This window comes from Pseudomonas parasichuanensis (genome assembly GCF_021601385.1).
Lineage (GTDB): Bacteria > Pseudomonadota > Gammaproteobacteria > Pseudomonadales > Pseudomonadaceae > Aquipseudomonas > Aquipseudomonas parasichuanensis.
This window is the reverse complement of sequence record NZ_BQHO01000013.1, coordinates 1-19,318: the sequence shown is the minus strand read 5'-3', so window position 1 is coordinate 19,318 and position 19,318 is coordinate 1. Positions and strand designations below refer to the sequence as shown.

The window sequence follows — 19,318 nt, the reverse complement described above, 5'->3', positions numbered from 1 at the left end:
CATGACCCGCGAAGAATTCCTGCGCCTGGCTGCTGCCGGCTATAACCGCATCCCCCTGGCCCGTGAAACCCTGGCCGACTTCGATACCCCCCTGTCGATCTACCTCAAACTGGCCGACCAGCCCAACTCGTACCTGCTCGAATCCGTGCAGGGCGGCGAGAAATGGGGCCGTTACTCGATGATCGGCCTGCCGTCGCGCACCGTCATGCGTGTGCATGGCTACCACGTGAGCATCCAGCAGGATGGCGTGGAAGTGGAAAGCCATGACGTCGAAGACCCGCTGGCCTTCGTCGAGACCTTCAAGGATCGCTACAAGGTGGCCGACATTCCGGGCCTGCCGCGCTTCAACGGCGGCCTGGTCGGCTACTTCGGCTACGACTGCGTGCGCTACGTGGAAAAACGCCTGGGCGCCTGCCCGAACCCGGACCCGCTGGGGGTGCCGGACATCCTGCTGATGGTCTCCGACGCCGTGGTGGTGTTCGACAACCTGGCGGGCAAGATGCACGCCATCGTGTTGGTCGACCCCAGCGACGAGCAGGCCTTCGAGCAAGGCCAGGCCCGTCTTGAAGGCCTGCTGGAAAAGCTCCGTCAGCCAATCACCCCGCGCCGCGGCCTCGATCTTGGTGGCCCAATGGCGGCCGAGCCGGCTTTCCGCTCCAGTTTCACCCAGGGTGACTACGAGCGCGCGGTGGACACTGTCAAGGAGTACATCCTCGCCGGCGACTGCATGCAGGTGGTGCCGTCGCAGCGCATGTCCATCGATTTCAAGGCTGCGCCGATCGACTTGTACCGTGCCCTGCGCTGCTTCAATCCGACGCCCTATATGTACTTCTTCAACTTCGGCGACTTCCATGTAGTTGGCAGCTCGCCGGAAGTACTGGTGAGGGTCGAGGACAACCTGGTCACCGTGCGCCCGATCGCCGGTACCCGCCCGCGCGGCGCCACCGAAGAGGCCGACCGCGCCCTGGAAGACGACCTGCTGTCGGATGCCAAGGAAATCGCCGAACACCTGATGCTGATCGACCTCGGCCGCAACGACGTGGGCCGTGTGTCGGCCACCGGCAGCGTGCGCCTGACCGAGAAGATGGTGATCGAGCGCTATTCGAACGTGATGCACATCGTCTCCAATGTCACCGGCCAGCTGGCCGAAGGGCTGACGGCAATGGACGCGCTGCGGGCGATCCTGCCGGCGGGCACCCTGTCGGGGGCACCGAAGATCCGTGCCATGGAGATCATCGACGAACTGGAACCGGTCAAGCGCGGCGTCTACGGCGGCGCCGTCGGCTATTTCGCCTGGAACGGCAACATGGATACCGCCATTGCCATCCGCACTGCGGTAATCAAGGACGGCGAGCTGCATGTGCAGGCTGGTGGCGGCATCGTCGCCGACTCGGTGCCAGTACTGGAGTGGGAAGAAACCATCAACAAGCGCCGCGCAATGTTCCGCGCGGTGGCATTGGCTGAGCAGCAGCCCAAAGCTTGACCCGTGTTCGTGGGGCAAGCGCTCTCCCAGCCGTGGGAGCGCGCTTGCCCCGCGAACAGCGCAGCCTTAGAAGTCGACGCTGAGCGCCACGCTCACCCCCTGCTGCGTTTGGTCATCGCTTTTACGCCAGTTGTAATGCCCTCTGAGGTTTATCCCTGCCACCAGCTCATGGCTAACCCCCAGGCTGGCGCGGGTCAGGTTGCTGTCCGGGGTATACCCGGTGAGGGTGAAGTCGTTGTTCGCCAGCGTGGTCAGCTTCATCGTCAGGTCTTGCTGGTCATCCTCGAACTCATGCTCCCTGGCCAACTCGGCGAACACTGTGGTCGTCGGCAGCACTTCAACGCTCCCCAGCAGCCCCGCGCCCAGGCGTCGCGAGGTGCGTTCCTGGTCGTCGAAGCCGAGCGCGGTCGAACGGCCGCTTTTTTCGTTGTAGCCATCGACCTTCGCCCGCGCATAATCGGCGCTGATGAAAGGTGCCAGTTGCCAGCGGCTGCCTTCATTCGCAAGGTTGTAGCCAAGCCGGCCGCTGACTGCCCACGCCTGGCCATCGGTGTCGCCTTTTTCGCTGCGATCGTTCACGCCCAGGGCGAATGTACGCTTGAGGTCGTGGTAATCCAGGTGGCCGGCGGTGATGGCGGCATCTGCCCACCAGCGGTCCCGGCGGTACTGGGCGAAGGCGCTGGCCAGGTAGCTGTCGAGTTTGTACTGCGAATCCTGTTGGCCGGCTTCCAGCTTCTGGCGGTAGACCCCCGCCGCCAGGCCCAGGCGCCAGGCGTCGTCGAGTCGATAGCTGCCACCGAGGGTGAGGTTGTAGCCGCGCCCATCTGCGCTGGCGATGCTGTGTTGGCTGTCGAAGTCCAGGTTCTGTGCGCCGGTAGCGACAAACGCCTGCCATTGGCCGACGGCCTGCCAGGGTGTTTGCCACTGGTTGCGCAGCTCGTCCTGGTGCGCACGAATGCTGGCGTGGGCGATTTCTGGCAGCAGGGTCAACTCCCAGGGCGCGGCGAGGATGGAATAGGCGTAGTCGGCGATCAGTCGCTGGCCGACGATGGTGGGGTGCACGGCGTCGTTGAACAGCAGGCGCTCAGGGTCCGGCTGAGTGCCGTTCAGACCGTACACCGGGTTGCCCACGCAGCCGTTACCGCTGTAGCAGGTGCCGACCAGGTTCTGATCGGTGGCCAGGCCGAACTGCGCCGGGCTGGCGAGGGCCTCGCGCAACAGGACGGGGACATTCAGCGGGATGATTTCGGCGTCGACCTGACCCAGCTGGCTGACCAATGCCTGGTTGAACACGCTGGAGAGCTGTGACAGTGGGCCCTGTTGGGGGGTGCCACTGAAGTTGGGTGTTTGCCCCAGGTCTGGCAACAGCCAGACCATGATGTACCGCGCACCGCCTTGTTGCAGCGCCTGGGCGCTTGCCGCAAGCCGCGCACCGGCGGCTGCGGCGTCGGTAGGGCTGTTGACCAGGCCCTGGAGGAAGTCGTTACCGCCGCCGGTCAGGTAGTAGAGGGCGTTGGGGGCGGCCCGCAGGCCGTTGGCCAGGTAGCCGGGGCGTTCGCGCAGTACCGTGCCTGCGCCGGGATTTCCGGGGGGGATGACCAGCCGCGAGGTGCCGGTGATCGAGTCCAGGATCTGTTGCGTGGTGTAGCCACCGACCGCCCAGTTGTTGCCGTCAGGGCGAATCCCCAGGGAAGTGGAGGGGTTGAGGTCGGTGGCCGAGACGCCCAGCCGGCCACCGAGCAGCATCGGTGAAACGGGCGCGAAGTCGCCATTGGCGTCGCGGTTGGTGAAGCGCATGCCTGCGCTGGCGCCAGTCAGGTCGGGAAACTGCCCGGCGTCGCTGAGGCTGTCGCCGAAGACGATGAGTGATGAGTAGGGCGAGGGGGAGGCCATGGCTTGACCACCGGCGATGGCCAGTACGGCGAAGGTTGCGCGCAAGGACGCTGCTTTGAACATGTAGATATCCTTTTCTTTGTTTTTATAAGGACCAGCCGCATGACCCTAGCAGATACAGGGTCTTTGCTGGCCGCTCCATTCGTTACCCCGTATTTACAGGCGTATTGCGCCCATCGCGCCGGTAGGCTACTGTGCCGGGACGTATGAACGAGACCTACCCTGTGTTGATCGTCAGCAAACTCTTGATGCGCGTAATCAAGGCCCACGCCCGTTGGCGTTGGCGCGCCTGACTTTTCCCCTGCCGGTTCACCCGGCCCGCTTGCTTCTCTCCCTTTCGTTGCAACTCTCGCCTCGTGCGGGACCACCCGCGCCCATGGTTGGCAGCGGAAGGCTCGAATCAAAAGTCAGTATTCAAGAGGTTCGTTCCAGATGTTACTGATGATCGACAACTACGACTCCTTCACCTACAACGTCGTGCAGTACCTCGGCGAGCTGGGTGCCGAGGTCAAGGTCATCCGCAATGACGAGATGACCATCGCCCAGATCGAAGCCCTCAACCCCGAGCGCATCGTGGTTTCCCCCGGCCCCTGTACCCCGAGCGAAGCCGGTGTGTCCATCGAGGCCATCCTGCACTTTGCCGGCAAGCTGCCGATTCTGGGGGTTTGCCTTGGCCACCAGTCGATCGGCCAGGCCTTCGGCGGTGACGTGGTACGTGCCCGCCAGGTGATGCATGGCAAGACCAGCCCGGTGGTGCACCGTGACCTGGGCGTGTTCGCCAGCCTCAACAACCCGCTGACCGTTACCCGCTACCACTCACTGGTGGTCAAGCGCGAGACGCTGCCCGATTGCCTGGAAGTAACCGCCTGGACCGCCCACGCCGATGGCTCGGTCGACGAGATCATGGGCCTGCGCCACAAGACACTGAACATCGAAGGGGTGCAGTTCCACCCCGAGTCGATCCTCACCGAGCAGGGCCACGAGCTGTTCGCCAACTTCCTCAAGCAGACCGGCGGCCGCCGTTAAGGATCGATCATGGATATCAAGACTGCGTTGAGCCGTATCGTCGGCCACCTGGACCTGAGCACCGAGGAAATGCGCGAGGTCATGCGCCAGATCATGACCGGCCAGTGCAGCGAGGCGCAGATCGGCGCCTTCCTGATGGGCATGCGCATGAAGAGCGAAAGCATCGACGAGATCGTCGGTGCGGTGTCGGTAATGCGCGAGCTGGCCGACAAGGTCGAGCTCAAGAGCCTCGACGGCGTGGTCGACATCGTCGGCACCGGCGGTGATGGCGCCAACATCTTCAACGTTTCCACCGCGTCGTCGTTCGTCCTTGCGGCCGCCGGTTGCCCGGTGGCCAAGCACGGCAACCGCGCGGTGTCCGGCAAGAGCGGCAGCGCCGATCTGCTGGAGGCCGCAGGCATCTACCTGAACCTGACTCCGGTGCAGGTCGCCCGCTGCATCGACAGCCTGGGGATCGGCTTCATGTTCGCCCAGAGCCATCACAAGGCCATGAAGTATGCCGCCGGCCCGCGTCGCGAGCTGGGGCTGCGTACCCTGTTCAACATGCTCGGCCCGCTTACGAATCCGGCCGGGGTGAAGCATCAGGTGGTCGGCGTGTTCAACCAGGCCTTGTGCCGCCCGCTGGCCGAAGTGCTGCAGCGCCTGGGCAGCAAGCATGTGCTGGTGGTGCACTCGAAGGATGGCCTGGACGAGTTCAGCCTGGCGGCGCCTACCTTCGTTGCCGAACTGAAGAATGACCAGATCACCGAGTATTGGGTCGAGCCCGAAGACCTCGGCATGAAGAGCCAGAGCCTCCACGGCCTGGCAGTCGATGGTCCGCAGGCGTCGCTGGAGCTGATCCGTGACGCATTGGGCCGGCGCAAGACCGAGAACGGCCAGAAGGCCGCCGAAATGATCGTGCTCAATGCCGGTGCGGCGCTGTACGCCGCCGATCACGCCATGACCCTGGCCCAGGGCGTGGAGCTGGCCCACGACGTGCTGCACACCGGGCTGGCCTGGGAAAAGCTGCAGGAGCTGGGCGCCTTTACCGCGGTATTCAAAGTGGAGAACGAAGCATGAGCGTGCCGACGGTGCTGGAGCGGATCATCGCCCGCAAGTTCCAGGAAGTGGCCGAGCGCAGTGCGCGGGTCAGCCTCGCCGAACTGGAGCGTATGGCCAAGGCGGCTGACGCCCCGCGTGGCTTCGCCCATGCCCTGATCGAGCAGGCCAAGCGCAAGCAGCCGGCGGTGATCGCCGAGATCAAGAAGGCCTCGCCAAGCAAGGGTGTGATTCGCGAGGACTTCGTGCCGGCCGACATCGCGGTCAGCTACGAAAAAGGCGGGGCGACCTGCCTGTCGGTACTGACCGACGTGGATTACTTCCAGGGCGCCGACGAGTACCTGAAGCAGGCCCGCGCCGCCGTGTCGCTGCCGGTGATCCGCAAGGACTTCATGGTCGACCCGTACCAGATCGTCGAAGCCCGCGCCTTGGGTGCCGACTGCGTGCTGTTGATCGTGTCGGCGCTGGATGACGTGAAGATGGCCGAGCTGGCCGCCACGGCCAAGGACGTCGGCCTCGACGTGCTGGTCGAAGTGCACGATGGCGATGAGCTGGAGCGTGCGCTGAAGACCCTCGATACCCCGTTGGTCGGCGTCAACAACCGCAACTTGCACACCTTCGAAGTCAGCCTGGAGACCACCCTCGACTTGCTGCCACGCATCCCCCGCGATCGCCTGGCCATCACCGAGAGCGGCATTCTCAACCGGGCCGATGTCGAGCTGATGGCCATCAACGAGGTGTATTCGTTCCTGGTCGGCGAGGCGTTCATGCGCGCCGAGCAGCCGGGGCTGGAACTGCAGCGGTTGTTCTTCCCTGACCAGGTCAAGAAGACTGTTCAGCAACTGGACTGAGCAAATGAAGCCGGCGTTTTTGCCGGCTTTTTTATGTGCCTGCAATGGCCCTTTCGCGGGTAAAGACAACAACATAGGTGGATCAATGACCGATCACCCCCTGGCCCTCACTGTCGAGCAGGGCCTGCACGCCGAACAGGAACTGTTGGCCGCCGTATGCCGTGGCGAGCGTGACGCTGGCGTGCTGTTCTGGCGCCCCACCGATCACGCCCTGGTGATGCCACGCCGAATGAGCCGCCTGGAAAATTTCGAAGCTGCCTGCGCTGAGTTGGCAATCGCCGGCTGGCCGGTACTGCTGCGCGAAACGGGTGGTGAACCTGTGCCGCAATCGCATTCAACCGTGAACGTGGCGCTGGTCTATGTGGCACCGCGCAGCGAAGGCGATCACGGGCGCATCGAGAATGCCTACGAGCGGCTGTGCCTGCCACTGTGCGATGTCCTGCGCGAGTGGGGCGGGGTAGCGTCGGTGGGGGAAATCGATGGTGCGTTCTGCGATGGCCGCTACAACGTCAACCTGAACGGCCGCAAACTGGTCGGCACAGCCCAGCGCTGGCGCCAGGGCCTGGGCGGTAAGCGCCCGGTGGTGCTGGTGCACGGCGCACTGTTGCTGGACAACGAACGCGAATCGATGGTGGCAGCGGTCAATCGTTTCAATGAATGTTGCGAGCTTGAACAGCGTTGCCGGGCCGACAGCCATATCGCCCTGCATGAAGTGGCGCCCCAGGCGCCCTGGTTCGAGCGCCTTTCCCAGGCCTATGCCGAGGTTATCGCAGGGCTGCCCAAGGACTAGCGGGTGCCGTAGACCACCATGGTCTTGCCTTTCACCTGCACCAGGCTGCGTTCTTCGAGATCCTTGAGGACGCGGCCGACCATTTCCCGCGAACACCCGACGATGCGCCCGATCTCCTGGCGGGTGATCTTGATCTGCATGCCGTCGGGGTGGGTCATGGCGTCTGGCTGCTTGCACAGATCGAGCAGGCATCGGGCGACGCGGCCGGTGACGTCGAAAAAGGCCAGGTCACCGACCTTGCGGGTGGTGTTGCGCAGCCGCTGGGCCATCTGAGCGCCGAGGGCGTAGAGGATCTCCGGGTCCTGGCGGCCCAGTTCGCGGAATTTGTCGTAGCTGATCTCGGCCACTTCGCATTCGGTCTTGGCTCGCACCCAGGCGCTACGCTGATGCTCCTGGCCGACGGGTTCGAACAAGCCCAGTTCGCCAAAGAAGTCGCCGTTGTTGAGGTAGGCGATGATCATCTCGTGGCCGTCGTCGTCCTCGATCAGGATGGTCACCGAGCCCTTGATGATGAACGAGAGGGTCTCGGCCCGGTCGCCCGCGCAGATGATGTTGCTTTTGGCGGCATAGCGACGGCGCTGGCAGTGCACCAGCAGCTTTTCGATGTTCTTGATCTTGGGCGCAAGGGCTGAAGAAACCATCACGAAATCCTGTTCGATGGGAGGCGTTGGCTTTTTATTGAGGCTGTCTGGCGCGATGTGCCAGTCATTTGGCGCCAGCTTATCAGACACATCCCCTTGTATCGGCATTAAAGCACTGCGCCTTGAGCTTTTCCGACAGCGTCACAAGGTCTAAGCTGGCACCCTTTTACGAGATCGGGAGTCCGGATAGATGAAGGCACGCATCCAGTGGGCGGGTGAAGCGATGTTCCTCGGCGAGTCGGGGAGTGGCCATGTCGTGGTCATGGACGGCCCGCCTGAAGCCGGAGGCCGCAACCTTGGCGTGCGCCCGATGGAAATGCTGCTGTTGGGGCTGGGCGGCTGCAGCAGCTTCGACGTGGTCAGCATCCTGAAGAAGTCGCGCCAGGCGGTGGAGAGCTGCGAAGCCTTCCTGGAAGCCGAGCGCGCCAGTGAAGACCCCAAGGTGTTCACCAAGATCCACATGAACTTCGTGGTCAAGGGGCGCGGGCTGAAAGAGGCACAGGTCAAGCGCGCAGTGGAGCTGTCGGCCGAGAAGTACTGCTCGGCATCGATCATGCTCGAGCGTGCTGGTGTCGAGATTACCCACGGTTACGAGATTGTCGAACTCGGTTGAAGGGCGATGGCGCCTGGCAATCAGGCGCCTTGCCGGTTCAGTCGCTCAGCGGCCAGCAGCCAGACAACGCCCGGGCCGAGGGCGAGCAGCAGCGATGGGCTGTTGAACAGCAGTAGCCCAAGTATTTCGCTGGTGCTCCAGGTGCTGCCGAAGCATTGGGCAAACAACATGCACTGCAGCAGTGCCGTGACCACCGAAGCCAACCCGAACAGGGCGATGAGTGTACGACGCTTGCGGCAGTTGCAGGCCAGCAGCAGGAACAGCAGCAGGAACAGCAGCAGCCCAGGCACTGTGAATAGCAGCATTTCAAACACGCTGTGGCTGTCGGGCTCGCCGAGGTCGGGCAGTTCCAGGCTGAAAGCGGTTTGCCTGATGGTCGCTGTCATCAGGCAGACAAATGCATACGCAACCGGTATCAGCCCGAGGCTTTGCAGCAACCGAGCCGTGATCAATCGATACTTCAACGGCGCAGCGCCGGCAGCAGCCGCAACAGGCTGGCGGGTAGCCTTGCCCGCAGCTGTGCACTCAAGGCTTCACGTTGTTTCTGGTACAGCAGGCCCAGGCCGATAACGCCAAGGCCGATCAGGGTGACCACCAGCGGGAACAGCAGCGAGTCGGCAAATACCTCGTAGGACAGATAGCCGAGATAAGCCGCCACGCCCATCGCCCCGAACACCATGAACACCGGCCTGCGCAGCAACACGGCCAGCCCCATCAACCCCAGGTTGATCAGGCAATACAGTGCCTTGCCCAGTTCGCTGGCGCTGTCCATCGACGTCAGCCCGCCCCAGAACGCCAGCAGGCCGGCCAGATAGCCCCAGCCAGCGTAGTCCTGGCGGGTACGGCCATCGACGCCGACAAACACCACCAGCACGGCCAGGCCGAACCACACCGATACCGTACGTCGCTGCTCCCAGCTGAACACATCGCCATACACCCATTCCGTCAAGTCCATGGACATGAACCACAGCGCCAAGGCGATCGGCATGACGATGAACGGGAAGGGCACCAGGCGCAGCATCAGCAGGCCGGCCACCACGGTTGCGGCTTCCATGGCCAGCCAGCCACCCTGCACATAGGTGTAGTACTGGTGATACTCGCCCTGGGCATCGTCCAACGGCCACCAGCCCACCAGCCGTTCCACGGCGAATACCGCCAGCGGCACGATACTCACCGCAACGGCCGCCAGCACGCCGGCAGCAATGGGCTGACCACGGCGTTGCAGTGACAGGGCGAACAGGGTGAGTGCGGCGATGTAGAGCAGGGCGATGGCCAAAAGAGCGCTATCGCCGATGCGCATCCAGGCTTCGGTAAGCAGCCAGCCCATCGCGCCCATGATCAACAGGGCGCCGAAGTAGAAGGCGACGTGGGCCAGCTGGAAGCTACCACGGCTCTGCGGCTGCTGGCGGAGGAAGTCCAGCAGTGCCTGGTCCTGGCCCGGTTGCAGTACGCCAGCGTCTACCGCGCGTGCCAGGTCCTTGGCGTCGAAGCGTTCCATGCGCTGTGCCTCAGATTCGGTAGGTGCTCTTGGTCATGACCTTGGCCATCAGGCTCATGCCGAAACGGATGGGCGCCGGGAAGCGATAGCCGCCAGCTTCCAGCGCGGATTCGGCGTGGTGCTCTTCGTCGACGCGCATCTGTTCGAGGATGGCGCGGGACTTACCATCGCTTTCGGGGATCTGCTCAAGGTGCTCGTCCAGATGCTTGCACACCTGATGCTCGGTGGCGGCGACGAAACCCAGGCTGACCTTGTCGCTGACCAGGCCGGCGAGCGCGCCAATGCCGAAGGACATGCCGTAGAACAATGGGTTGAGTACGCTGGGGTGGCTGTTGAGCTGGCGGATGCGCTGCTCGCACCAGGCCAGGTGGTCGATTTCTTCTTCTGCTGCGTGCTCCATGGCCTTGCGCACCTGGGGCAGCTTGGCGGTCAGTGCCTGGCCCTGGTAGAGCGCCTGGGCGCAGACTTCACCGGTGTGGTTGATGCGCATCAGGCCGGCGACGTGGCGGCTCTGCTGTTCGTCGAGTTCGGCGTCGGGCTGGATGATCGCCGGTGACGGGCGCGAAGGTTGGCCGCTGAAGGGGAGCAGGGTGCGCATGGCGGTATCGGCCTGCAGCAACAAGCGGTCGAGCGGTGAGTAATGACGTTCGGTAGCCATCGGGCACCTCCACTAGAGTGTGCCCGACAGTTTACCGCAATCGGCTGGAGGGGGCTTGCCCTGGATCAGCCCGGCGGCCAGTGCATCTGGCGCTGGCCAAGCACGTGCATATGGATGTGGTAGACGGTCTGGCCGCCTTTGGGGTTGCAGTTCATGACCACGCGGAAGCCTTCCTCGCAGCCTTGCTCGACGGCCAGGCGCTGGGCGGTGAAGAGGATGTGGCCGGCCAGGGCTTTGTCTTCTTCGGTCAGGTCGTTGAGGGTGCGGATGTGTTTTTTCGGGATGACCAGGAAGTGGACCGGCGCCGCAGGGTGAATGTCCTTGAAGGCGAGGACCTGGTCATCTTCGTAGATGATATCCGCCGGGATTTCCCGGTTGATGATTTTGAGGAATAGATCGTCCACAGCACATGCTCCATGGTGAGTGTCCGGGCCGAGTGTACTGAGCCCGCTGCCACTCGCCCAGTGCTTATTCCATGCCTACCGGGCGGTAGCGGCGGTGGATCATGCCAGCCAGCTTGCGCGTCACCCAGCGCGGCAGCAGGCGCGGGGCGAAGGCCAGCCAGCGGTTGCGGCGGCCGGGGATGATCCGCGCGCGGTTCTTGTCCAGCGCGCGTACGGTGTACAGCGCGATCTCCTCGGGGCTTGGGCTGCTGTCGTCGAGGCGGGGGATGCGCCGGCGCGCCGAGCGAACCGGGCCGGGGCACAGCACCGAGACTTTGATCCCGGTACGCCCGAGCTCTTCGCGCAAGGCTTCACTGAAGTTCAGTACATAGGCCTTGCTGGCGGCGTAGGCGGCCATCCAAGGGCCGGGCGCGACCCCGGCCAGGCCCGCAACGTTGAGGATCTGCCCGCCACCCTGCACGGCCATCAGGTTGCCGATGGCATGGCACAGGCGGCTCATGGCCAGGATATTGACCTCCAGCAGGTCCTGCTCGTCGGCCCATTCATGGGCAAGGAAGGGCCCGTAGGTGCGTTGGCCTGCGCAGTTGACCAGCAGGTCGATGCGCCGCTCGCCTTCCTCCAGTTCAAGCACGAACCCCGACAGGCGCAGGGGCTGGCTGAGGTCGCAGGCGCGGAACAACACCTCCACGCCAAAACGTTGGGTCAGTTCGATGGCCACCGGCTCCAGCGTCTCGCGCTGGCGTGCCACCAGGATCAGGTTGCGCCCGCGCCGCGCCAGGGCTTCCGCCAGGGCCAGGCCCAGGCCAGTGGAAGCGCCGGTAATCATGGCGTAACGGGTCATGCAAGGCTCCTGGGGCGTAAGGGGCGGCTAGTGTACAGGCTGGTTGTTTTGCTACAAGACGTTGCTGCGTAGCTGTTGGGCACGCTCGAGGGCGCCTTGGTATTCGCTGTGCAGGCGTTCGATTAGTTCGGCGGCGCCGGGCAGGTCGTTGATCTCGCCGACGCCCTGGCCTGCGGACCAGACCGTCTTCCAGGCCTTGGCTTCCTCGTCCAGCGGCTTGAGCTTGCCGGTCTCATGGCTGCTGGTGAGCGCCGCCAGGTCGTAGCCGGCCTGCTCCAGGCTTTGCCGCAGAAAGCTGGCCGGGATGCCGGAGACCGCAGGGGTGTGAATGATATCGGCAGCAGTGGCGCCGAGGATCATCTGTTTATAGGCCTCCTGTGCTCGGCTCTCACGGGTGGCGATGAAGCGTGTGCCCATGTAGCCCAGGTCTGCCCCCAGCATTTGCGCCGCGAGCAATTCGTGGCCGTGGTTGAGGCAGCCTGCCAGCAGCAGGGTCTTGTCGAAGAACTGGCGGATCTCGGCGACCAGGGCGAACGGGCTCCAGGTCCCTGCATGGCCACCCGCGCCGGCGGCCACGGCGATCAGCCCATCTACGCCCGCTTCGGCCGCTTTCTGCGCATGGCGCCGGGTGGTCACGTCATGGAACACCAGGCCGCCATAGCTGTGCACGGCATCCACCACCTCTTTCACCGCGCCAAGGCTGGTGATGACGATGGGTACGCGATGCTCGACGCACAGGGCCAGGTCGGCCTGCAGGCGTGGAATGCTCGGATGGACGATCAGGTTGACCGCATAGGGTGCTGGCGCCTGCAGCTGTGTCAGGCCCGCCTCGATCTCCTCCAGCCAGGCCTTGAAGCCTGCGCTGTCGCGTTGGTTGAGCGCAGGGAAGCTGCCCACCACGCCATTGGCGCAGCAGGCCAGTACCAGTTGCGGGTTGGAGATCAGGAACATCGGCGCGGCCACCAGTGGCAGGCGCAGCCGCTGTTGCAGCAAGGCGGGCAGGGACATGGCGAAACTCCTGTGCAGGGCGGGTTATCGTCAGAACGGTTTGACCACCACCAGAATTACGATCCCCAGCAGGATCAGTACCGGTGCTTCGTTGAACCAGCGGTAGTAGACGTGGCTGCGGGTGTTGGTGCCGGCGGCGAAGCGTTTGCGCTGGGCGCCGCAGATATGATGGTAGGCGGTCAGCAGCACCACCAGGGTCAACTTGGCGTGCAGCCAGCCCTGGCTCAGCCAGCCGGGGTTGAGGTAGAGCATCCAGCCGCCGAACACATAGGTGGCGATCATTGCCGGGTTCATGATGCCCCGGTACAGCTTGCGCTCCATGGTGATGAAGCGGTCGAGGCTGATGCTGTCCTGGCTCTGGGCGTGGTAGACGAACAGGCGTGGCAGGTAGAACAGGCCGGCGAACCAGCAAACCACGCTGACGATGTGCAGCGCCTTGATCCATAGATAGAGCATGTGCGGTTCCTTCAGGTTTTCACGGTCGTGCGAATAGTAGTGGGCAAGCGCCGAAGGGTCATGGGAATAGTTGTTACAGGCCTGCCGGGCCCCTATTATCGTGCGCTTTCCAGTGGGCTCGTTGATAAGGGGCAAGCGTTATGATCAAGGTCGGTATCGTCGGCGGCACGGGTTACACCGGTGTCGAACTGCTGCGTCTGCTGGCGCAGCATCCTCAGGCCGAAGTGGCGGTCATTACTTCGCGCTCCGAAGCGGGCGTGGCGGTTGCCGACATGTACCCCAACCTGCGTGGCCACTACGACGGGCTGAGTTTCAGCGTGCCGGACAGCAAGGCGCTGGGCGCCTGTGATGTGGTGTTCTTCGCCACCCCGCACGGTGTCGCCCACGCCCTGGCCGGCGAGCTGCTGGCGGCAGGCACCAAGGTCATCGACCTGTCCGCCGACTTCCGCCTGCAGGACGCCGTGGAGTGGGGCAAGTGGTACGGGCAGCCGCACGGCGCGCCTGAACTGCTCAAGGACGCGGTCTACGGCCTGCCTGAAGTGAACCGCGAGAAGATCCGCCAGGCGCGCCTGATCGCCGTGCCGGGTTGCTATCCGACTGCCACCCAGCTGGGCTTCCTGCCGTTGCTGGAAGCTGGCCTGGCCGACCCTTCGCGGCTGATCGCCGACTGCAAGTCGGGCGTCAGTGGAGCAGGCCGTGGTGCCGCGGTAGGTTCGCTGTTCTGTGAGGCCGGCGAAAGCATGAAGGCCTATGCGGTCAAAGGGCACCGTCACCTGCCGGAAATCAGCCAAGGCCTGCGCCTCGCGGCGGGCAAGGACATCGGCCTGACCTTCGTGCCCCACCTGACCCCGATGATCCGCGGCATTCACGCGACCCTGTACGCCAATGTGGTTGATACGTCGGTCGACCTGCAGGCGCTGTTCGAAAAGCGCTACGCCAACGAACCGTTCGTCGACGTGATGCCGGCCGGCAGCCACCCGGAAACCCGTAGCGTGCGCGGTGCCAACGTCTGCCGTATCGCCGTGCACCGGCCGCAGGGTGGCGACCTGGTGGTGGTGCTGTCGGTGATCGACAACCTGGTCAAGGGCGCGTCGGGCCAGGCGGTGCAGAACCTGAACATCCTGTTCGGCCTGGACGAGCGCATGGGCCTGTCCCACGCCGGCCTGCTGCCGTAAGCCTGCATTGTTGTCCTGGGCCCGCCATGTGCGGGCCTTTTTCATGGGGGCGACTAAAGCAGCACAATTGTTGACCGATTTTCTCGGACAAGCGGATAATACGCGCCATCGAGTTTTATGGCGGCACTGCGCCGGGAGAATCAGCATGAGCGTCGAAACCTTCACCCCCACGGCTTTGGAGTTCACCCCAGGGGCTGCACACAAGGTGAAGACCCTGGTCAGCGAAGAGGGCAACGAGCGTCTGAAGCTACGCGTTTTCGTGACGGGCGGTGGTTGCTCGGGCTTCCAGTACGGCTTCACCTTCGATGAAGACGTTGCCGAGGATGACACCATCGTCGAGCGTGAAGGTGTCGCCCTGGTGGTCGATCCGATGAGCTTCCAGTACCTGGCGGGCGCCGAAGTGGACTACCAGGAAGGCCTGGAAGGTTCGCGCTTCGTGATCAAGAACCCGAACGCCAGCACCACTTGTGGTTGTGGTTCGTCGTTCTCTATCTGATCCAAGGGCTATAAAGAAAACGCCGCGCATTTGCGCGGCGTTTTGCATTGTGCAGGCTGATTACGCGGGGTAGATGGCGCCGAGGACGCGCAGGCCCTTCGCGGCGGTGACGCTGGGCCGGTTGGCAGGGATGCGTTCCAGGCAGCAATGGGCCAGCCAGGCAAAGGCCATGGCTTCGACCCAGTCCGGATCGACGCCGTGCGCCGCAGTGCTGGACACCTGGGCACCCGGTAGCAGCTGCGCCAGGCGGGCCATCAGCGCGCCGTTGCGCGCACCGCCACCGCACACCAGTAATGCTTCTGTGCCCTGTTGGGCCTGGCCTAGCGAGTCGATGATGCTGCGTGCAGTCAGCTCCAGCAGTGTGGCCTGCACATCTTCGTCGCGGTAGCGGGGCAGCTTGGCGAGATGGGTGTCGAGCCAAGGCAGGTTGAAGACCTCGCGGCCCGTGCTTTTCGGGCCGCTGCCAGCGAAGAACGGGTCGCTCAGCAGTGCATTGAGCAAGTCGTGCTGCACCGCTCCACTGGCCGCCCAGGCACCATCGGCATCAAAGACCTGGCCACGCTTGCGCTCGATCCAGGCATCCAGCAGCACGTTGCCCGGCCCGCAGTCGAAGCCATGCACTGGCCTGTCCTTTTCGATCAGGCTGAGGTTGCTGAAGCCGCCTACATTGAGAACCGCCAGCCGCTGGCCCAGATGGCCGAACAGCGCTTCATGGAAGGCCGGCACCAGCGGCGCGCCCTGGCCGCCCGCCGCCACGTCGCGGCGCCTGAAGTCACCGACCACGCAGACACCGGTGAGCTCGGCCAGTAGCGCCGGGTTGCCAATCTGTACTGTGAAACCACGGGCAGGTTCGTGGCGAATGGTCTGCCCATGGCTGCCGATGGCGCGGATGGCCTCGGGCTGCAGGCCTTGCTTGTCCAGCAGGTGCTTGGCCCCTTCGGCGGCGAGAGTGGCCCAGTGGTTCTCCGCCAGTGCCGCCCGGGCGATCTCGTCCGGGCCGCTGGCGCAGAGGCCAAGCAGCTGCTGGCGCAGGTCGGTGGGCATGGGAATGTAGTGGGTGGCGAGCAGCCGAAGCTGCTCGCGTTGTTCGATCAGGGCGATGTCCAGGCCATCCAGGCTGGTCCCGGACATCACGCCAAGATAGAGCGCCATGTGGTCAGCGCTTGTTGGCGGCGAGCAGGGTGGCCTTTTCCTGATCCATACGGGCGATCAGGGGTTGGCTCTGCTGGTTGAAGCGCGCGCGCTCAGCCTTGGCGATCGGGTCGGCCATTGGCACCTTCTGGCTCAGCGGGTCGACGTGCACGCCGTTGACCTGGAACTCGTAGTGCAGGTGCGGGCCGGTCGACAGGCCGGTAGTGCCGATGTAGCCGATGACCTGGCCCTGTTTCACGCTGCTGCCGGTCTTGATGCCCTTGGCGAAGCCCTGCATGTGGCCATACAGCGTCTTGTAGGAATTACCGTGGGCAATGATCACGGTGTTGCCATAGCCGCCACGGCGCCCGGCCAGCTCGATACGGCCATCGCCGGCAGCCTTGATCGGTGTGCCGCGCGGGGCGGCGTAGTCGACACCTTTGTGGGCGCGGATCTTGTTCAGGATCGGGTGCTTGCGGCCAGCGGAAAAGCGCGAGCTGATGCGGGCGAAGTCCACCGGCGTGCGGATGAACGCCTTGCGCAGGCTGTTGCCGTCGGCGGTGTAATAGTTGGTGTTGCCCTGCTTGTTGGTGTAGCGCACGGCGGTGTAGGTCTTGCCGCGGTTGGTGAAGCGGGCCGAGAGGATGTTGCCGGTGCCGACCACCTTGCCGTCCATCATCTTCTGCTCGTAGACCACGTCGAATTCGTCGCCTGGGCGGATGTCCTGAGCGAAGTCGATGTCGTAGCCGAGGATGCGCGCCATGTCCATGGTCATGCTGTGGGACAGGCCTGCGCGCTGCGCCGAGGCCGAAAGTGAACTCTTGATCACGCCATGGGCGTAAGCGGTGCGCATGACCGGCTTGCTGACCTCGCGATCGAAGCTGTAGCCCTTGTCGGTACGGGTCAGACGGATGGTTTCGAGGTTGCTGACCTTGCTGTGCAGGCTGGTCAGTTGGCCGTCCTTGTCCAGCTCGAACTGCAACACCTGGCCATGCTTGAGCTGGCTGAACTGCTTGGCTTGTTTGTTGCTGGCCAGCAGGTCGTGGACCGCGTTGGCCGGGAGGCCGACCTTGTTGAACAGTGTGGACAGCGTGTCGCCGCGGGCAACGACTACCTCGCGGTGGCCGGGGGCCTTGTCTTCCTGTTTGGCGACAGGAGCGGGCTCCGGCTTGCCTTCGGGCTTGGCTTGGGCGGTGTCCGCCTCATCGCCTTCGATCTGGGCGAAGGGGGAGTCGGTCTGTTGTTCGGATTGCACCAGTGGCGCGACGCGGGACTCTTCCTTCAGCTGCTCGGCCGGGCTTTCCAGCTCCAGGGTGAGCGTAGTTTTCTTGGCTTCGACTTCGCTGGAAGGGAATACCAGCAATGCCAGGCTGAGTAGAGCAGCGATGCCGCTGGCGGCCAACAGATGGCTTTTCGGATAAAGCGGGGGCGCTTTAGGCGTTTCGTTGGTCATAGGTGAGGTGACTTTGAAAATGATGAAGTGGAAAAGATGAATGACATGATGAAGATGAAATAACTGTATAAAATATAACCAAATCCATTCTCGCGCAAGGGCGCGTAGACGTTGCGCTGCGTCGTTCGGGTCACATTCCGTTGCGAAACTTGTATTTGATGGCCGATCTTGTATGGTTGGCTCCCCTTGAATCTGAGCCTTGCGGGTCTGTCTATGAAGTCTGTTGAAGAGCAGCTGGCGCTAATCAAGCGCGGTGCGGAAGAGGTACTGGTCGAGTCGGAACTGGTGGAGAAGCTCAAGCGCGGCCAACCGCTGCGTATCAAGGCGGGCTTCGACCCTACCGCGCCTGACCTGCACCTGGGCCACACGGTGCTGATCAACAAGCTGCGCCAGTTCCAGGAGTTGGGCCACCAGGTCATCTTCCTGATTGGTGACTTCACCGGCATGATCGGTGACCCGAGCGGCAAGAGCGCCACTCGCCCGCCGCTTACGCGCGAACAGGTGCTGGATAACGCCGAGACCTATAAGCAGCAGGTGTTCAAGATTCTTGACCCGGCCAAGACCGAGGTTGCGTTCAACTCCACCTGGATGGACACGCTCACGCCGGCCGATTTCATTCGCCTGGCCTCGCAGTACACGGTCGCGCGCATGCTCGAGCGTGACGACTTCGACAAGCGTTACAGCAGCAATCAGCCGATCGCGATCCATGAGTTCCTCTACCCGCTGGTGCAGGGTTACGACTCTGTGGCGTTGAAGGCGGACGTCGAGCTGGGTGGCACGGACCAGAAGTTCAACCTGCTGATGGGGCGTGAGCTGCAGCGCGCCTATGGGCAGGAGGCACAGAACATCGTCACCATGCCGCTGCTCGAAGGGCTCGACGGCGTGAAGAAGATGTCCAAGTCGCTGGGCAACTATGTCGGCATCCAGGAAGCGCCGGGCGTGATGTTCAGCAAGCTCGTGTCGATCCCGGACACCTTGATGTGGCGTTACTTCGAGCTGCTCAGCTTCCGCTCCATGGCGGAGATCGATCAGTTCCGTGCGGATGTTGCGCAGGGCGCGAATCCGCGTGACATCAAGATCAAGCTGGCGGAGGAAATCGTTGCGCGTTTCCATGGTGAAGAGGCTGCTGCCAACGCTCACCGTGCGGCGGGTAACCGGATGAAGGAAGGCGAACTGCCTGAAGACCTGCCTGAAATCGAAGTTGCTGCGGCTGAAGACTTGCCGATTGCTGCTGTATTGAACCGGGCGGGGCTGGTGAAAAACTCGGCGCAGGCGCGGGATCTGCTCAGTGCTGGCGCCGTGAAGGTTGATGGTGCGGTGGTTGAGCGTGATTTCATGTTTGTACTGGGCGCCACTCACGTGTGCCAGGCGGGCAAGAAGGCCTTTGCTCGGGTTACCCTCAAGGCTGAGTGATCACCTGGCGGCATAGCTATATAGAAGCGGGGAGGCCGACAGGCCTCCCCGCTTTGTTTTCGGTCGTATTTAGGTTTTGTGAAATTAAAGGTTGACGGGGTTTCAGATCCCCTTATAATGCGCCCCACTTCCAGCGACAACGGAACGCAAAATTCCTTGAGATTCAACGAGTTAAGCGATTCGAAAGATCCGGAAGCGTTTCGGTCTCACGATCGGCAGCGGTGAAAAAGGTGGTTGACAGCAGGTTGTAACGCTGTATGATTCGCCTCCCGCTACGAGAGATCGCAGCGAGTTAAGCGGTTGAAGCTAAACGAATTTCTCGGAAAAACTTCAAAATAAACGCTTGACAGCAAATGAGGAAAGCGTAGAATGCGCGCCTCGGTTGAGACGAAAGGCTCTTAACCAAACGCTCTTTAACAAATTGAATCAAGCAATTCGTGTGGGTGCTTG

At 63.2% G+C, this 19,318-nt stretch carries 20 protein-coding genes; 9 read left to right on the top strand and 11 right to left on the bottom strand.

Annotated elements, in window-relative coordinates:
• The first annotated feature begins 1 nt into the window (after position 1).
• The gene (gene trpE / locus L6D77_RS12515) at positions 2-1,483 is read left to right on the top strand and encodes an anthranilate synthase component I (RefSeq protein WP_232883833.1); all 1,482 of its coding nucleotides are present in this window, start codon (positions 2-4) and stop codon (positions 1,481-1,483) included.
• Between the two features lie 66 nt (positions 1,484-1,549).
• Here the strand turns inward: trpE and estP are convergent, their stop codons facing one another.
• The gene (estP, locus tag L6D77_RS12510) at positions 1,550-3,439 is read right to left on the bottom strand and encodes an esterase EstP (protein WP_232883834.1); all 1,890 of its coding nucleotides are present in this window, start codon (positions 3,437-3,439) and stop codon (positions 1,550-1,552) included.
• A 369-nt stretch (positions 3,440-3,808) separates the two neighbouring features.
• On the opposite strand from estP, the gene L6D77_RS12505 reads away from it, so the two are divergent.
• The 4 genes from L6D77_RS12505 (at position 3,809) to L6D77_RS12490 (ending at position 7,081) form a co-directional block, all read left to right on the top strand.
• Positions 3,809-4,402, top strand: a complete 594-nt coding sequence (locus L6D77_RS12505; RefSeq protein ID WP_125857222.1) for an aminodeoxychorismate/anthranilate synthase component II — start codon at positions 3,809-3,811, stop codon at positions 4,400-4,402.
• 9 nt (positions 4,403-4,411) lie between these two features.
• Positions 4,412-5,461 carry an anthranilate phosphoribosyltransferase gene (gene trpD / locus L6D77_RS12500; protein WP_232883835.1) on the top strand — a complete coding sequence of 350 codons (1,050 nt, stop codon included), beginning with the start codon at positions 4,412-4,414 and terminating at the stop codon, positions 5,459-5,461.
• Positions 5,458-6,291 carry an indole-3-glycerol phosphate synthase TrpC gene (gene trpC, locus L6D77_RS12495; RefSeq protein ID WP_232883836.1) on the top strand — a complete coding sequence of 278 codons (834 nt, stop codon included), beginning with the start codon at positions 5,458-5,460 and terminating at the stop codon, positions 6,289-6,291. The genes trpD and trpC overlap by 4 nt, the downstream gene beginning before the upstream one ends.
• A gap of 85 nt (positions 6,292-6,376) precedes the next feature.
• Positions 6,377-7,081, top strand: coding sequence for a lipoate--protein ligase family protein (locus tag L6D77_RS12490; RefSeq protein WP_232883837.1), 705 nt, complete (start codon positions 6,377-6,379; stop codon positions 7,079-7,081).
• Here the strand turns inward: L6D77_RS12490 and crp are convergent.
• Positions 7,078-7,722: a cAMP-activated global transcriptional regulator CRP gene (crp, locus tag L6D77_RS12485; protein WP_232883838.1), complete on the bottom strand. Its 645-nt coding sequence runs from the start codon at positions 7,720-7,722 to the stop codon at positions 7,078-7,080. The genes L6D77_RS12490 and crp overlap by 4 nt on opposite strands.
• 190 nt (positions 7,723-7,912) lie before the next feature.
• On the opposite strand from crp, the gene L6D77_RS12480 reads away from it, so the two are divergent.
• Entirely contained in the window at positions 7,913-8,335 is a 423-nt protein-coding gene (locus tag L6D77_RS12480; protein ID WP_004376171.1) for an OsmC family protein, read from the top strand.
• Between the two features lie 20 nt (positions 8,336-8,355).
• Here L6D77_RS12480 and L6D77_RS12475 read toward each other — a convergent pair whose 3' ends face one another.
• The 7 genes from L6D77_RS12475 to hemJ all read right to left on the bottom strand — a co-directional run bounded on the left by L6D77_RS12475 (position 8,356) and on the right by hemJ (position 13,200).
• Entirely contained in the window at positions 8,356-8,721 is a 366-nt protein-coding gene (locus L6D77_RS12475) for a hypothetical protein (protein ID WP_232883839.1), read from the bottom strand.
• Positions 8,722-8,795: 74 nt separating this feature from the next.
• The gene (locus L6D77_RS12470; protein ID WP_232883840.1) at positions 8,796-9,833 is read right to left on the bottom strand and encodes a DUF2157 domain-containing protein; all 1,038 of its coding nucleotides are present in this window, start codon (positions 9,831-9,833) and stop codon (positions 8,796-8,798) included.
• A gap of 10 nt (positions 9,834-9,843) precedes the next feature.
• Positions 9,844-10,491, bottom strand: coding sequence for a 2-polyprenyl-3-methyl-6-methoxy-1,4-benzoquinone monooxygenase (gene coq7 / locus L6D77_RS12465; RefSeq protein WP_110994262.1), 648 nt, complete (start codon positions 10,489-10,491; stop codon positions 9,844-9,846).
• A 65-nt stretch (positions 10,492-10,556) separates the two neighbouring features.
• Positions 10,557-10,895, bottom strand: a complete 339-nt coding sequence (locus L6D77_RS12460; RefSeq protein WP_232883841.1) for a histidine triad nucleotide-binding protein — start codon at positions 10,893-10,895, stop codon at positions 10,557-10,559.
• Between the two features lie 64 nt (positions 10,896-10,959).
• Complete coding sequence (locus tag L6D77_RS12455) at positions 10,960-11,736, bottom strand: SDR family NAD(P)-dependent oxidoreductase (RefSeq protein WP_232883842.1); 777 nt, start codon at positions 11,734-11,736, stop codon at positions 10,960-10,962.
• A 51-nt stretch (positions 11,737-11,787) separates the two neighbouring features.
• The gene (locus L6D77_RS12450) at positions 11,788-12,744 is read right to left on the bottom strand and encodes an NAD(P)H-dependent flavin oxidoreductase (RefSeq protein ID WP_232883843.1); all 957 of its coding nucleotides are present in this window, start codon (positions 12,742-12,744) and stop codon (positions 11,788-11,790) included.
• 30 nt (positions 12,745-12,774) lie between these two features.
• Positions 12,775-13,200: a protoporphyrinogen oxidase HemJ gene (hemJ, locus tag L6D77_RS12445; RefSeq protein ID WP_110994259.1), complete on the bottom strand. Its 426-nt coding sequence runs from the start codon at positions 13,198-13,200 to the stop codon at positions 12,775-12,777.
• A gap of 140 nt (positions 13,201-13,340) precedes the next feature.
• Between hemJ and argC the strand changes: the two genes are divergently transcribed.
• Together argC and erpA are read left to right on the top strand one after the other, a co-directional pair.
• Entirely contained in the window at positions 13,341-14,375 is a 1,035-nt protein-coding gene (argC, locus tag L6D77_RS12440) for an N-acetyl-gamma-glutamyl-phosphate reductase (protein ID WP_232883844.1), read from the top strand.
• Positions 14,376-14,520: 145 nt separating this feature from the next.
• Complete coding sequence (gene erpA, locus L6D77_RS12435) at positions 14,521-14,871, top strand: iron-sulfur cluster insertion protein ErpA (protein WP_125462372.1); 351 nt, start codon at positions 14,521-14,523, stop codon at positions 14,869-14,871.
• A 60-nt stretch (positions 14,872-14,931) separates the two neighbouring features.
• On the opposite strand, the gene L6D77_RS12430 is transcribed toward erpA, so the two are convergent.
• Together L6D77_RS12430 and L6D77_RS12425 are read right to left on the bottom strand one after the other, a co-directional pair.
• Entirely contained in the window at positions 14,932-16,023 is a 1,092-nt protein-coding gene (locus L6D77_RS12430; protein WP_232883845.1) for an anhydro-N-acetylmuramic acid kinase, read from the bottom strand.
• Positions 16,024-16,027: 4 nt separating this feature from the next.
• Positions 16,028-17,455 carry a peptidoglycan DD-metalloendopeptidase family protein gene (locus L6D77_RS12425; RefSeq protein WP_232883846.1) on the bottom strand — a complete coding sequence of 476 codons (1,428 nt, stop codon included), beginning with the start codon at positions 17,453-17,455 and terminating at the stop codon, positions 16,028-16,030.
• 213 nt (positions 17,456-17,668) lie between these two features.
• On the opposite strand from L6D77_RS12425, the gene tyrS reads away from it, so the two are divergent.
• Positions 17,669-18,868 (top strand): tyrosine--tRNA ligase, encoded by a 1,200-nt coding sequence (gene tyrS / locus L6D77_RS12420; protein ID WP_232883847.1) that lies wholly within the window; start codon positions 17,669-17,671, stop codon positions 18,866-18,868.
• Positions 18,869-19,318: the final 450 nt, after the last annotated feature.